This is a genomic window from Mycobacterium kiyosense, assembly GCA_021654635.1.
Taxonomy (GTDB): domain Bacteria; phylum Actinomycetota; class Actinomycetes; order Mycobacteriales; family Mycobacteriaceae; genus Mycobacterium; species Mycobacterium kiyosense.
The window spans coordinates 3,404,550-3,417,319 of sequence record AP025179.1 but is presented as its reverse complement, the minus strand read 5'-3'; the positions used below and the strand labels follow the sequence as shown (position 1 = coordinate 3,417,319).

The window sequence follows — 12,770 nt, the reverse complement described above, 5'->3', positions numbered from 1 at the left end:
TGCGTTCCGTCCCCCCTGCGCTTTCGCTGCCAGCCCGGGCCTGACGTGAAATCAGGGCGGCAAAAGCGCCTTCCGACCGCCACCAGTTCACGCGAGGCGGGGGTCGGTTCACGCGAGGCGGGGTAGCTCCGGGCGCGGTGGGAGATCCGCTGCCCCGGTCAGGCGATATCGGCCACGAAGACCGCCATCCGGCGCAACTGGGCGCGGGCCGGCCAGGGCAGGTCATCGCCGGGGGTGCCGGCCGGCAGGATGCGCGGATTGACGAGATGCACGCTGCGCCGCGCATAGTGCAGGTCAGCCTCGCCGGCCGCCAGCACGTTCTTCACCCAGTCGGTCTTGCCGTGGCCCAGCGCGATCGCCAGCACGTTGCCCTTGCGGTAGGTGGTGACGATGGTCTGATAGGGCTTGCCGGACTTGCGGCCGCGGTGCTCGATGGTCGCAGTGCCCGGCAGGTAGCGGGCGACCGGCTTGAACAGCGGGTTCAAGTACTTGACTTGGAGGTTCTCGAACCACACCGGGAAGACCATCGGGATCCCGGGGGCGTTGTTGGGGTGTCGATCCCGTGCTGACATGGCTGACTCCTCTGTTATGCGGGACTGTACCGGGCGGATATCGACTTGAGTTGCTCTGGGACAATGGTCCGGTGACCACATCGCCCCCGCTGCTGGCCCGCATCGATCTGCGGGGCGTCGAGCTGACGGCCGCGCGGTTGCGGGCCGCACTGCCGCGCGGCGGCGTCGACGTGGAGTCCGTGCTGCCCAAGGTACGTCCCATCGTCGAGGCGGTCGCCGACCGCGGCGCCGACGCCGCCCTGGAGTACGGCGAATCGTTCGACGGGGTACGGCCAGCCACGGTCCGGGTTCCGGCCGCCGCGCTGGACGAGGCGCTGGCCGGCCTGCAATCCGAGGTTCGCGACGCCCTGCAGGTGATGATCGAGCGCACCCGCGCGGTGCACGCCGACCAGCGCCGCGCCGACGTGACCACCACTCTCGGCCCGGGCGCCACCGTCACCGAACGCTGGGTGCCCGTGGAGCGGGTCGGCCTGTACGTGCCCGGCGGCAACGCCGTCTACCCGTCGAGCGTGGTGATGAACGTCGTGCCCGCCCAGGCGGCCGGCGTCGAGTCCCTGGTGGTGGCCAGCCCACCCCAGGCACAGTTCGGCGGACTCCCGCACCCGACCATCCTGGCCGCGGCCAAGCTGCTGGGCGTGGCCGAGGTGTGGGCGGTCGGCGGAGCCCAGGCGGTGGCGCTGCTGGCTTACGGCAGCAGCGCCGGGGAAGAGCTGGCGCCGGTCGACATGATCACCGGTCCGGGCAACATCTACGTCACCGCGGCCAAGCGGCTGTGCCGCTCCCAGGTCGGCATCGACGCCGAGGCGGGCCCCACCGAGATCGCGATCCTGGCCGACCACACCGCCGACGCCGCCCATGTGGCCGCCGACCTGATCAGCCAGGCCGAGCACGACGAGATGGCCGCCAGCGTCCTGATCACGCCCAGCCCGGAGTTGGCCGACGCCACCGACGCAGAACTGGCCGTCCAGTTGCGGACCACGGTGCACCGCGAGCGGGTGACCGTGGCCCTGTCGGGTCCGCAGTCGAAGACCATCCTGACCGACGACCTCGACGCCGCGATCAGGGTCGCCAACGCCTACGCCGCCGAACATCTGGAGATCCAGACCGCCGACGCGGCGCAGGTGGCCGGCCGGATCCGTTCGGCCGGAGCGATTTTCGTCGGCCCCTATGCGCCGGTCAGCCTCGGCGACTACTGCGCCGGCTCCAACCACGTGTTACCCACCGCCGGTTCGGCCCGCCACTCCAGCGGTCTGTCGGTGCAGACCTTCCTGCGCGGCATCCACGTCGTCGACTACACCGAGGCGGCGCTCAAAGACGTGTCCGGGCACGTGGTCACCCTGGCCAAGGCCGAAGACCTGCCCTCGCACGGCGAGGCGGTACGCCGGAGGTTCGAACGATGAAGCCGACCCTGGACGACCTGCCGCTGCGCGACGACCTGCGCGGTAAATCACCCTACGGCGCACCGCAATTGGACGTGCCGGTGCGGCTGAACACCAACGAGAACCCGCATCCGCCCACCCCCGCACTGGTCGACGACGTGGTCGGTTCAATGCGCGAGGCGGCCGCCGATCTGCACCGCTATCCCGACCGCGACGCAGTGGCGCTACGGACCGACCTGGCCGCCTACCTCACCGTCCAGACCGGCGTCCGGGTCGGGGCCGAAAGCGTTTGGGCGGCAAACGGTTCCAACGAGATCCTGCAGCAGCTGCTGCAGGCGTTCGGCGGTCCGGGGCGCAGCGCGATCGGCTTCGTGCCGTCGTACTCGATGCACCCGATCATCTCCGACGCCACCCGCACCGAGTGGATTGAAACCGCCCGCGCCGACGACTTCAGCCTCGACATCGCGGCCGCCGTGACCGCCGTCGCCGAACGCAAGCCCGACGTGGTGTTCATCGCGAGCCCCAATAACCCGTCCGGGCAGAGCGTTTCGCTGCCGGATCTGCGTCGGTTGCTGGACGTGGTGCCGGGCATCCTGATCGTCGACGAGGCCTACGGCGAGTTCTCGTCGCAACCCAGCGCGATCGGTTTGGTCGAGGAATATCCGACCAAACTGATCGTCACGCGAACCATGAGCAAGGCCTTCGCCTTCGCCGGGGGACGCCTGGGCTACCTGGTGGCCACCCCCGCACTGGTCGACGCGATGCTGCTGGTACGGCTGCCGTATCACCTGTCGTCGCTCACCCAGGCCGCCGCCCAGGCCGCGCTGCGACACGCCGACGACACCCTGGGCAGCGTGGCCACCCTGATCGCCGAGCGCGAGCGGGTGTCGGCGGCGTTGGCCGGCATGGGTTTTCGGGTGATACCCAGCGACGCCAACTTCGTGCTGTTCGGAGAATTCGCCGACGCGCCGGCCGCCTGGCAGCATTACCTGGATGCCGGGGTGCTGATCCGCGACGTCGGCATCTCCGGTTACCTGCGCGCCACCACCGGACTGGCGCAGGAGAACGACGCCTTCCTGCGGGCGAGCGCCCAGATCGCCGCAACCGAACTAGCCAGCCCGTCAGAGGCGGGTCGCGACCAAATATCAGCAGCCCGGTAGGAGTTCCGTGACCAGCCCTGAGCCCAGGCGCGCGCGCATCGAGCGTCGCACCAAAGAATCCGACATCATCATCGAACTCGACCTCGACGGCGCCGGTCAGGTCCACATCGACACCGGCGTCCCGTACTTCGACCACATGCTGACCGCGCTGGGCAGTCACGCCAGCTTCGACCTGACGGTGCGCACCAAGGGCGATGTCGAGATCGAGGCGCACCACACCGTCGAGGACACCGCGATCGCGCTGGGCCAGGCGCTGGGCAAGGCGCTGGGCGACAAGAAGGGGATCCGGCGCTTCGGCGACGCCTTCATTCCGATGGACGAGACGCTGGCGCACGCCGCCGTCGACGTATCGGGTCGCCCCTACTGCGTGCACACCGGTGAGCCGGATCACTTGCAGCACTTCACGATTGCCGGTAACTCGGTGCCCTACCACACCGTGATCAACCGGCATGTGTTCGAATCGCTGGCGATGAACGCCCGCATCGCGCTGCACGTCCGGGTGCTCTACGGCCGCGACCCGCACCACATCACCGAGGCGGAATACAAGGCGGTGGCCCGTGCACTGCGCCACGCCGTCGAGTTCGACCCCAAGGTTTCGGGTGTGCCGTCCACCAAAGGTGTTTTGTGACAAGTAAATCTGTCGTAGTGCTGGACTACGGCTCCGGAAATCTGCGCTCGGCTCAACGAGCGCTGGAGCGGGTCGGTGCCGCGGTCGAGGTGACCGCCGACGCGGAGCAGGCTTTGGCCGCCGACGGCCTGGTGGTGCCCGGTGTGGGCGCCTTCGAGGCGTGCATGACCGGCCTGCGCAAAATCGACGGCGAACGTATCATCGCCCAGCGGGTGGCCGCCGGCGCGCCGGTGCTGGGCGTGTGCGTGGGCATGCAGATCCTGTTCGCCCGCGGCGTCGAATTCGGGGTCCAGACAACGGGTTGCGGTCAGTGGCCCGGCGCGGTGACCCGGCTGGACGCCCCGGTGATCCCGCACATGGGCTGGAACGTGGTGCAGGCTGCGCCGGGCAGCGTGCTGTTCAACGGGCTCAGCGCCGACACCCGGTTCTATTTCGTACACTCCTACGCCGCGCAGCGGTGGGAAGGTTCAGCCGAGGCGATGTTGACGTGGGCGACACACCAGGTGCCGTTTCTGGCGGCCGTCGAGGACGGGCCGCTGTCGGCGACCCAGTTCCACCCGGAGAAGAGCGGGGACGCCGGAGCGGCCGTGCTGCACAACTGGGTCGAGGGCCTGTAGCCATGTCGCTGATTCTGTTGCCCGCGGTCGATGTGGTCGAGGGACGGGCCGTGCGCCTGGTGCAGGGCAAGGCCGGTAGTGAGACCGAATACGGTTCGGCGCTGGATGCCGCCCTGGGTTGGCAGCGCGACGGCACCGACTGGATCCACCTGGTCGACCTGGACGCCGCGTTCGGGCGCGGATCCAACCGCGAACTGCTCGCCGACGTGGTGGGCAAGCTGGACGTACAGGTGGAGCTGTCCGGCGGCATCCGCGACGACGATTCGCTGGCCGCCGCGCTGGCCACCGGCTGCGCCCGGGTCAACCTGGGCACCGCGGCGCTGGAGAACCCGCAGTGGTGTGCCCGCGCGATCGCCGAGCACGGCGAGAAGGTCGCAGTGGGCCTGGACGTCCAGATCGTCGACGGCCGACACCGGCTGCGCGGACGCGGCTGGGAGACCGACGGCGGGGACCTGTGGCAGGTGCTGGACCGGCTCAACGGCGAAGGGTGCTCGCGTTACGTCGTCACCGACGTCACCAAGGACGGCACGCTGGGCGGTCCCAACCTCGAGCTGCTGGCGGCGGTCGCCGAGCGCACCGAGGCGCCGGTGATCGCCTCCGGCGGGGTGTCCAGTCTGGACGACCTGCGCGCCATCGCGACACTGACCGATCGTGGCGTCGAGGGCGCCATCGTGGGCAAGGCGCTCTACGCCGGGCGCTTCACCTTGCCGCAGGCGCTGGCCGCGGTGCGGGAATAGGGAACAGCTGCGCGATGGAGCGAAATTTCTCGCTGGACTCGCTGGTCGAACGGGCGGCGGCGGTCCTCGACGACGCGGTCGAGCCGTTCCTGGCGGGCCACCGGGCCGATTCGGCGGTCGCCAAGAAAGGCAACGACTTCGCCACCGAGGTGGATCTGGCGATCGAGCGGCAGGTCGTCGACGCCCTGGTGGCGGCCACCGGAATCGAGGTGCACGGCGAGGAGTTCGGTGGCGCCGACGTCGACTCGCCGTGGGTGTGGGTACTGGACCCGATCGACGGCACCTTCAACTATGCCGCCGGCTCGCCGCTGGCCGGGATCCTGCTGGGGCTGCTGCGCGACGGCGAACCGGTGGCCGGGCTGACCTGGCTACCGTTCACCAACCAGCGCTACACCGCGATCACCGGCGGTCCGCTGCTGAAAAACGGTGTGCCGCAACCCAATCTGGTGCGCGCCGAGTTGTCCGATGCGCTGGTGGCGGCGGGATCGTTCAGCGCGGACTCGCGTGGCCGCTTTCCCGGCCAGTACCGTCTGGCGGTGCTGGAGAACCTGAGCCGGATGTCGTCGCGGTTGCGGATGCACGGCTCCACCGGCCTCGACCTCGCCTATGTCGCCGACGGAATACTCGGTGGGGCAATCAGTTTCGGTAGTCACGTGTGGGATCACGCCGCCGGTGTCGCCTTGGTGCGGGCCGCGGGCGGCATCGTCACCGACCTGGCCGGCCGGCCGTGGACCCCGGCGTCGCGGTCGGCGCTGGCCGCCGCGCCCGGCATACACGCGGAGATGCTCGACATCCTGCGCAGCACCGGCCAGCCGGAGGACTTCTGATGTTGCACGACGCCAATGATCTTGCGGTGCGGGTGATCCCGTGCCTGGACGTGGACGCCGGTCGCGTCGTCAAGGGGGTTAACTTCGAAAACCTCAGGGATGCAGGCGATCCCGTCGAACTCGCCGCTGCCTACGACGCCGAGGGCGCCGACGAACTGACCTTCCTGGATGTCACCGCCTCCGCCTCGGGTCGCGCCACCATGCTCGACGTGGTGCGCCGCACCGCGGAGCAGGTTTTCATCCCGCTGACGGTGGGCGGCGGGGTGCGCACGGTGGCCGACGTCGACGTGCTGCTGCGCGCGGGCGCCGACAAAGTCTCGGTGAACACCGCCGCGATCGCACGCCCGGACCTGTTGGCCGAGATGGCACGGCAATTCGGCTCGCAGTGCATCGTGCTGTCGGTCGACGCGCGCACGGTCCCGGCCGGTTCGGAACCGACGCCGTCGGGCTGGGAGGTCACCACCCACGGCGGCCGGCGCGGCACCGGCATCGACGCGGTCCAGTGGGCGGCGCGCGGCGCGGGGTTGGGGGTGGGGGAGATCCTGCTCAATTCGATGGACGCCGACGGCACCAAGGCCGGCTTCGACCTGCCGATGCTGCGGGCGGTGCGCGCGGCGGTGACGGTGCCGGTGATCGCCAGCGGCGGGGCGGGAGCCGTCGAACACTTCGCGCCCGCGGTCGACTCCGGTGCCGATGCGGTGTTGGCGGCCAGCGTCTTTCACTTCCGGGAGCTGACCATCGGGCAGGTGAAGGCCGCGATGGCGGCCGAGGGGATCACGGTGCGATGAGCCTGGACCCGCGCATCGCGGCGCGGCTGAAGCGCAACGCCGACGGGTTGATCGCCGCCGTGGTGCAGGAGCACGGCACCGGCGACGTGTTGATGGTGGCCTGGATGGACGACGACGCGCTGGCCCGAACGCTGGAAACGCGTGAAGCCACGTATTTTTCGCGGTCCCGCGGCGAGCAGTGGATCAAGGGTGCGACGTCCGGGCACACCCAGCACGTGCACTCGGTGCGCCTGGATTGCGACGGCGACACCGTGCTGTTGAGCGTCGACCAGGTCGGCGGCGCCTGCCACACCGGCGACCACAGCTGCTTCGACGCCGCGGTGCTGCTCGACGACGCCGAAGCTCAGCGTGACTAATCCACGTCCAGGCCGTTGGTGGCGGCTAGGGCGGCCTTGACCCACTCGCGTTTCGCGACTGCCGGGGCGATGTGTTCGTGGCCGATTTCTTCGACGTCGATGGGCCGGTTCGCGGTGATCGCGGTGGCCACCTGGAAGATGAAGGTGCGGCTGTCGGTGGCGATTCCGAGTAGGGCGTCGTTGTCGCCGAGCCCGTTGTCGGCGATTTCGCGGTCGGCCCACCGGGCCGGGTCGAGCCGGCCGAAGTTCTTGATGTACACCACCCAGAGCCGGATGCCGCGTCGCTGGAGGAGTTTGTCGAGGGCCGCTTCGACCGCGTCGTGCTCGGCGGGTTTGAGTACGCGCGCGTCATCGGTGAGGTGGGCGGTCAACCGTGGCTGGGGTGGTGACGCGGGCGTGGCACTGCTGCTGGGCGGTTCGGCAGACCGCGAGGTGGAGCTGCTCGGCTGACTCGAGGCGGCCCGGTTCTCGGTCCTGGTGCTCATCACCACGACCCCGAGAATCACCGCAACGCCCACCAGCGCGATGGCCGCCAGGGTCGCGATCAATGTCGCGTGCCCGCCACGGGGCGCCGGCGGTGGCGCCGGGATGACCTGAGTCGGCCCGGCCAGGGCCAATGGGGGAACCAACGGCGGGCCCGCGACCAGTCCGGGCGGGGCGGCCAAGGCGGCCGCGAATTCCGTACACGAGGCGAACCGCGCAGACGGGTCCTTGGCCAGCGCCCGGGCCATGACCGTGTCGAGGTGGGCCAGGTCGGGCCGCCGTCCGCTGAGCAACGGCGGCGGTGCGGACAGGTGCTGGGTGACGATCGCCGCGGGGCTGGAGTGGTCGAAAGGCGCCACCCCGGTCAGTAGCTGATAGGTGGTACACGCGAGCGCGTACTGGTCGACCCGTCCGTCGAGGGCCGAGCCCAGCAGCTGCTCGGGCGCGCAGTAGGCGGTGGTGCCCATCGTCATGTTGGTGGCGGTCAGTCCGCTGGTCTGGTCGAGCTCGCGGGCGACGCCGAAATCGGCCAGCACGATGCGTCGTCGCGGGCCGGCGTCACCCAACAGGATGTTGGCCGGTTTGACATCGCGGTGCAGCAGGCCACGGGAGTGCGCGTAGTCCAGCGCGTCGGCGACCGCGGCGACGATCTGCACGACGTCGGGCAGCGGCATTCCGGACGGGTAATGGTCCTGGATCAATCTGGCGGCGTCGGTTCCTTCCACGTAGTCCATCGACAGCCACAGCTGCCCGTGGTACTCGCCGCGGTCGTGGATGCCGACGATGTGCTCGTGGTAGAGGGCGCCGGCCAGTTCGGCTTCGCGGTTGAAGCGCTGGCGGTACTCCTGATTGACGGTGAGTTCGGCGGGCAGAATCTTCAGCGCGTCGCGCCGCGGTAGCCGCGGGTGCTGGGCCAGGTAGACCTCGCCCATGCCGCCGACACCCAAGCGCCGGATGATGGTGTAACCGGCGAACAGTTCGCCAGCCCGCAAGCCGTCGTCCTGGCTCTCGCTTGTCGGCATGTGAGCATGCTACTGGCGGTGGTCGCTGGTCGGCGCTCGGGCGGGCCAGCTAACCGCGCTGCTACACTTGCAAAGCTGAGAGTTTCGCCGGCGGGGTCCGCCTGGCCGGCTGCGATCCACCATTCTGGATGTAGCCGTAGAGCGAAATCAGTTCTGGCTGAATGTGATTGGGAAATTGGTTTCTCGCACGTGAACGCTGGGCGTCCAGGTGGTTGCCCACCCGCCGGCTGCGTGCCGTGGCACAATCCTGCTGTGCGGCAACCGGTTTGATGACGACGGCGAGGAAAGGGTCGACGGTGCTGACACGAGTGTCCTGGAATCTGCTGGCCCCGGTGATAGCGGTCGTTTCGCTGGTGTTCACCTGGGGTGAGGACATCGGGCCTCTGGTCGGGGGGATCGAAGCGGTGTTGCTGGCCGGCGCCGTGCTGGCCGCCGTCCATCACGCCGAGGTGGTCGCGCACCGGGTCGGGGAGCCGCTGGGCTCGCTGGTGCTCGCCGTCGCGGTGACCGTCATCGAGGTCGCGCTGATCGTCACCCTGATGACCTCCGGCGGCGACAAGGCCGCCACCCTGGCCCGCGACACGGTGTTCTCCGCGGTCATGATCACCACCAACGGGATCGCCGGTTTGGCATTGCTGGTCGGGTCCCGTCGTTACGGGGTGACGCACTTCAACGCCGAGGGCAGCGGCTCGGCGCTGGCCACCATCGCGACGCTGGCGACGCTGGGTCTGGTGCTGCCCACGTTCACCACCAGCCACCCCGGTCCGCAGTTCTCCCCGGGCGAGCTGGTGTTCGCCGCCGTCGCTTCCCTGGCCCTGTACCTGATGTTCGTCTTCACCCAGACGGTGCGGCACCGCGACTTCTTCCTGCCGGTCGAACAGCAGGGCGCCGACGATCCCGACGACGACAGTCACGCCGACCCGCCCAGCAACTCCGAGACGCTGATCAGCCTCGGTTTGCTGCTGGTGGCGCTGGTGGCGGTGGTGGGTCTGGCGAAAGTGGAGTCCCCGATCATCGAACGCATGGTGGCCGCCGCCGGCTTCCCGCATTCCTTCGTCGGGGTGGTGATCGCGACGCTGGTGCTGCTGCCCGAGACGCTCGCCGCGGTGCGCGCGGCACAGCGGGGCCGCATGCAGATCGGCCTCAACCTGGCCTACGGGTCGGCGATGGCCAGCATCGGGCTCACCATCCCCACCATCGCGCTGGCCTCGATCTGGATTCGCGGGCCGCTGATCCTGGGGCTGGGCGCCACCCAACTGGTGTTGCTGGCGCTGACGGTCGTGGTCAGCACCCTGACCGTGGTGCCCGGTAGGGCGACCCGACTGCAGGGCGAGGTGCATCTGGTGCTGCTGGCGGCGTGCTTCTTCCTGGCGATGAGCCCGTAGCGGCCCCTGCGGGTCAGCGGTTGCGCAGTGTCTGCAGCGCTTTGTCGGCGTGGGTGTCCATGCTGAACTCGCTGGCGATCACGTCGAGCACTTTGCGGTCTTGGTCGATGACGAACGTGGTGCGCTTGACCGGCATCAGCTTGCCCAGCAGGCCGCGCTTGACGCCGAACTGGGTGGCCACCGCGCCGTCGGCGTCCGACAGCAGCGGGTAGTCGAACTTCTGGGCGTCGGCGAACTGCGCCTGCTTGTGCACCGCGTCGGTGCTGATACCGACCCGGTTGGCGCCCACGGCGGCGAACTCGGCGGCCAGGTCGCGGAAGTGGCAGGCCTCCTTCGTGCAGCCCGGGGTCATGGCCGCCGGGTAGAAGAACAGCACCACGGGACCGTCGGCGAGCAGGTCGCTGAGTTTGCGCGGGGTGCCCGTCTGGTCGGGAAGCTCGAAGTCGGCCACGGTGTCGCCAGTTTTCATGGCCGTCACGCTACGCCAGCCGCGCCGAGCCACCGCGAGGGTGACCATGCCGCGGAGAATCGGCGCCGAAATCACGCCCGGGTTGCGCTCGTGAGCACCTCATGGCGGGCCGTCTGCGAGGATGTGTCGGTGCACCCCAACCTTGCAGCCACGACAACGCGGGAGGATTTCCGCGTGCTGGCGGCAGAGCACCGGGTGGTCCCGGTCACCCGCAAAGTCTTGGCCGACAGCGAAACTCCGCTTTCGGCCTATCGCAAGCTCGCCGCCAACCGGCCCGGTACCTTCCTGCTCGAATCGGCCGAGAACGGCCGTTCGTGGTCACGGTGGTCGTTCATCGGCGCCGGAGCGCCGACCGCGCTGACGGTGCGGGACGGGCACGCCGTGTGGCTGGGTGCCGCCCCCAAGGACGCGCCCACCGGCGGCGACCCCCTGGACGCGCTGCGCGCCACGCTGTCGGTGCTGGCGACCGCTGCTCCCCAGGAGTCCCGCCCGGGGCTGCCGCCGCTGTCGGGAGGCATGGTCGGCTTCTTCGCCTACGACATGGTGCGCCGCCTGGAGCGCCTGCCCGAACTGGCCGCCGACGATCTGCGGCTACCGGACATGCTGTTGCTGCTGGCCACCGACCTCGCCGCGGTCGACCACCACGAGGGCACCATCACGCTGATCGCCAACGCGGTCAACTGGAACGGCACCGACGAGCGGGTCGACTGGGCCTACGACGACGCGGTTGCGCGACTGGACGTGATGACCGCGGCGCTCGGGCAGCCGCTGCCCTCGACGGTGTCCACCTTCAGCAAGCCCGAGCCGCGGTATCGCGCGCAGCGCACGGTCGAGGAATACGGCAAGATCGTCGACTACCTGGTCGAGCAGATCGCGGCCGGCGAAGCGTTTCAGGTGGTGCCCTCGCAGCGCTTCGAGATGGACACCGACGTCGACCCGATCGACGTGTACCGGATGCTGCGGGTGACCAACCCCAGCCCTTACATGTATCTGCTGCAGATCCCCGATAGTGATGGGGCAGTGGACTTTTCGATCGTCGGATCGAGCCCGGAGGCGTTGGTGACCGTGCAGGACGGGCGGGCCACGACGCATCCGATCGCCGGAACCCGCTGGCGCGGGCAGACCGACGAGGAGGACGTCCTGCTGGAAAAGGAACTGCTGGCCGACGACAAGGAACTGGCCGAGCACCTGATGCTGGTCGATCTGGGCCGCAACGATCTGGGCCGGGTCTGCACCCCGGGCACCGTGCGCGTCGAGGACTACAGCCACATCGAGCGCTACAGCCACGTCATGCACCTGGTGTCCACCGTGACGGGTCTGCTGGCCGAGGGCCGGACCGCGCTGGACGCGGTGACCGCCTGTTTCCCGGCCGGCACGCTGTCGGGAGCGCCCAAGGTGCGCGCCATGGAGCTGATCGAGGAGGTCGAGAAGACGCGCCGCGGGCTCTACGGCGGCGTGGTGGGTTACCTGGACTTCGCCGGCAACGCCGACTTCGCGATCGCGATCCGTACCGCGCTGATGCGCGACGGCACCGCTTATGTGCAGGCCGGCGGCGGCGTGGTCGCCGATTCGAACGGCCCCTACGAGTACAACGAGGCCAGGAACAAGGCGCGGGCGGTGCTCAACGCGATCGCGGCCGCCCAGACGCTGACGACCCCCGACGTGGGCAGTGGCTGACTCCGCGCGCCGCGACCGGCTGACCGTGCGGCTGGCCCAACTGCTGTTGGTCGCCGGCGCCGGCGCGTTGTGGGCGGCGTCCCGGCTGACGTGGGTGACCATCCGCTCCTTCGACGGGCTGGGCCAGCCCAAGGACGTGGCGCTGTCCGGCGCGTCCTGGTCGACGGCGCTGCTGCCCCTGGCGATGGTGAGTCTGGCCGCCGCGGTCGCCGTCCTGGCCGTGCGTGGCTGGCAGCTGCGTGCGCTGGCGGTGCTATTGGCGGTGTCGAGCTTCGCCGTCGGCTATCTGGGCGTCAGTCTGTGGGCGGTGCCGGACGTGGCCGCCCGTGGCGCGGACCTTGCGCACGTTCCGGTGGCGACGCTGGTGGGCAGCGGGCGCCAGTACACCGGTGCGTCCATCACGGTGGTGGCAGCGGTGTGCACGCTGGTGGCCGCGACGTTGTTGATGCGCGCCGCCTCGGCCGCCGGCCCGGCGCGCTCGAGCAGCAGCAAGTATCTGGCGCCCGGTGCGCGCCGGTCGATTGCCCGCGACGAGGCCCGGCCGGGTGAACCCAAGCTGTCCCAGCGCACAATCTGGGATGCCCTCGACGCGGGTCGCGACCCTACCGAAGGGTCGGCCGAACCAGACACCGAGGGGCGGTGACGGACCCTGTCCCGACGGTCGCTACCC

Annotated in this window: 14 protein-coding genes; 11 read left to right on the top strand and 3 right to left on the bottom strand. The window is 69.7% G+C overall.

The features are described from left to right. Positions 1 to 158 precede the first annotated feature (158 nt). The gene (locus L6444_RS16035; protein ID WP_236975417.1) at positions 159 to 572 is read right to left on the bottom strand and encodes a nitroreductase family deazaflavin-dependent oxidoreductase; all 414 of its coding nucleotides are present in this window, start codon (positions 570 to 572) and stop codon (positions 159 to 161) included. A gap of 89 nt (positions 573 to 661) precedes the next feature. On the opposite strand from L6444_RS16035, the gene hisD reads away from it, so the two are divergent. From hisD to hisI, 8 genes are read left to right on the top strand one after another with little or no spacing between them, the layout of a single operon-like run. Next, complete coding sequence (gene hisD / locus L6444_RS16030) at positions 662 to 1,972, top strand: histidinol dehydrogenase (protein WP_236984180.1); 1,311 nt, start codon at positions 662 to 664, stop codon at positions 1,970 to 1,972. After that, positions 1,969 to 3,111 carry a histidinol-phosphate transaminase gene (locus L6444_RS16025; RefSeq protein ID WP_236975408.1) on the top strand — a complete coding sequence of 381 codons (1,143 nt, stop codon included), beginning with the start codon at positions 1,969 to 1,971 and terminating at the stop codon, positions 3,109 to 3,111. The genes hisD and L6444_RS16025 overlap by 4 nt, the downstream gene beginning before the upstream one ends. Before the next feature lie 7 nt (positions 3,112 to 3,118). After that, the gene (hisB, locus tag L6444_RS16020; RefSeq protein ID WP_236975406.1) at positions 3,119 to 3,739 is read left to right on the top strand and encodes an imidazoleglycerol-phosphate dehydratase HisB; all 621 of its coding nucleotides are present in this window, start codon (positions 3,119 to 3,121) and stop codon (positions 3,737 to 3,739) included. Then, entirely contained in the window at positions 3,736 to 4,356 is a 621-nt protein-coding gene (gene hisH / locus L6444_RS16015; RefSeq protein ID WP_236975404.1) for an imidazole glycerol phosphate synthase subunit HisH, read from the top strand. The genes hisB and hisH overlap by 4 nt, the downstream gene beginning before the upstream one ends. A 2-nt stretch (positions 4,357 to 4,358) precedes the next feature. Next, complete coding sequence (gene priA, locus L6444_RS16010) at positions 4,359 to 5,093, top strand: bifunctional 1-(5-phosphoribosyl)-5-((5-phosphoribosylamino)methylideneamino)imidazole-4-carboxamide isomerase/phosphoribosylanthranilate isomerase PriA (RefSeq protein ID WP_236975402.1); 735 nt, start codon at positions 4,359 to 4,361, stop codon at positions 5,091 to 5,093. 14 nt (positions 5,094 to 5,107) lie between these two features. Then, on the top strand, positions 5,108 to 5,920 hold the full coding sequence (locus L6444_RS16005) for an inositol monophosphatase family protein (RefSeq protein ID WP_236975400.1): 813 nt from the start codon (positions 5,108 to 5,110) through the stop codon (positions 5,918 to 5,920). Next, positions 5,920 to 6,708 (top strand): imidazole glycerol phosphate synthase subunit HisF, encoded by a 789-nt coding sequence (gene hisF, locus L6444_RS16000; RefSeq protein WP_236975398.1) that lies wholly within the window; start codon positions 5,920 to 5,922, stop codon positions 6,706 to 6,708. The genes L6444_RS16005 and hisF overlap by 1 nt, the downstream gene beginning before the upstream one ends. Further along, the gene (hisI, locus tag L6444_RS15995) at positions 6,705 to 7,064 is read left to right on the top strand and encodes a phosphoribosyl-AMP cyclohydrolase (protein WP_236975390.1); all 360 of its coding nucleotides are present in this window, start codon (positions 6,705 to 6,707) and stop codon (positions 7,062 to 7,064) included. Before hisF ends, hisI begins: the two co-directional genes overlap by 4 nt. Here hisI and L6444_RS15990 read toward each other — a convergent pair. Beyond that, entirely contained in the window at positions 7,061 to 8,569 is a 1,509-nt protein-coding gene (locus L6444_RS15990) for a serine/threonine-protein kinase (RefSeq protein WP_236975382.1), read from the bottom strand. The two genes, hisI and L6444_RS15990, sit on opposite strands and share 4 nt — an antisense overlap. 296 nt (positions 8,570 to 8,865) lie before the next feature. On the opposite strand from L6444_RS15990, the gene L6444_RS15985 reads away from it, so the two are divergent. Then, a complete protein-coding gene (locus L6444_RS15985) occupies positions 8,866 to 9,954 on the top strand; it encodes a calcium:cation antiporter (protein WP_236975374.1) in 1,089 nt (362 codons plus the stop codon). Between the two features lie 13 nt (positions 9,955 to 9,967). Here L6444_RS15985 and L6444_RS15980 read toward each other — a convergent pair whose 3' ends face one another. After that, complete coding sequence (locus L6444_RS15980) at positions 9,968 to 10,423, bottom strand: peroxiredoxin (RefSeq protein ID WP_236975366.1); 456 nt, start codon at positions 10,421 to 10,423, stop codon at positions 9,968 to 9,970. A 129-nt stretch (positions 10,424 to 10,552) separates the two neighbouring features. Here L6444_RS15980 and L6444_RS15975 point away from each other — a divergent pair, with 129 nt between their 5' ends. Both L6444_RS15975 and L6444_RS15970 read left to right on the top strand, forming a co-directional pair. After that, a complete protein-coding gene (locus L6444_RS15975) occupies positions 10,553 to 12,100 on the top strand; it encodes an anthranilate synthase component I (protein ID WP_236984179.1) in 1,548 nt (515 codons plus the stop codon). Continuing rightward, entirely contained in the window at positions 12,093 to 12,743 is a 651-nt protein-coding gene (locus tag L6444_RS15970; protein WP_236975364.1) for a TIGR02234 family membrane protein, read from the top strand. Before L6444_RS15975 ends, L6444_RS15970 begins: the two co-directional genes overlap by 8 nt. Positions 12,744 to 12,770: the final 27 nt, after the last annotated feature.

Coding starts and splice junctions, on each gene's coding strand:
- L6444_RS16035 (WP_236975417.1), bottom strand. CDS start 572: ATGTCAGCACGGGATCGACACCCCAACAACGCCCCCGGGATCCCGATG.
- L6444_RS16025 (WP_236975408.1), top strand. CDS start 1,969: ATGAAGCCGACCCTGGACGACCTGCCGCTGCGCGACGACCTGCGCGGT.
- priA (WP_236975402.1), top strand. CDS start 4,359: ATGTCGCTGATTCTGTTGCCCGCGGTCGATGTGGTCGAGGGACGGGCC.
- L6444_RS16005 (WP_236975400.1), top strand. CDS start 5,108: ATGGAGCGAAATTTCTCGCTGGACTCGCTGGTCGAACGGGCGGCGGCG.
- hisF (WP_236975398.1), top strand. CDS start 5,920: ATGTTGCACGACGCCAATGATCTTGCGGTGCGGGTGATCCCGTGCCTG.
- hisI (WP_236975390.1), top strand. CDS start 6,705: ATGAGCCTGGACCCGCGCATCGCGGCGCGGCTGAAGCGCAACGCCGAC.
- L6444_RS15990 (WP_236975382.1), bottom strand. CDS start 8,569: ATGCCGACAAGCGAGAGCCAGGACGACGGCTTGCGGGCTGGCGAACTG.
- L6444_RS15980 (WP_236975366.1), bottom strand. CDS start 10,423: ATGAAAACTGGCGACACCGTGGCCGACTTCGAGCTTCCCGACCAGACG.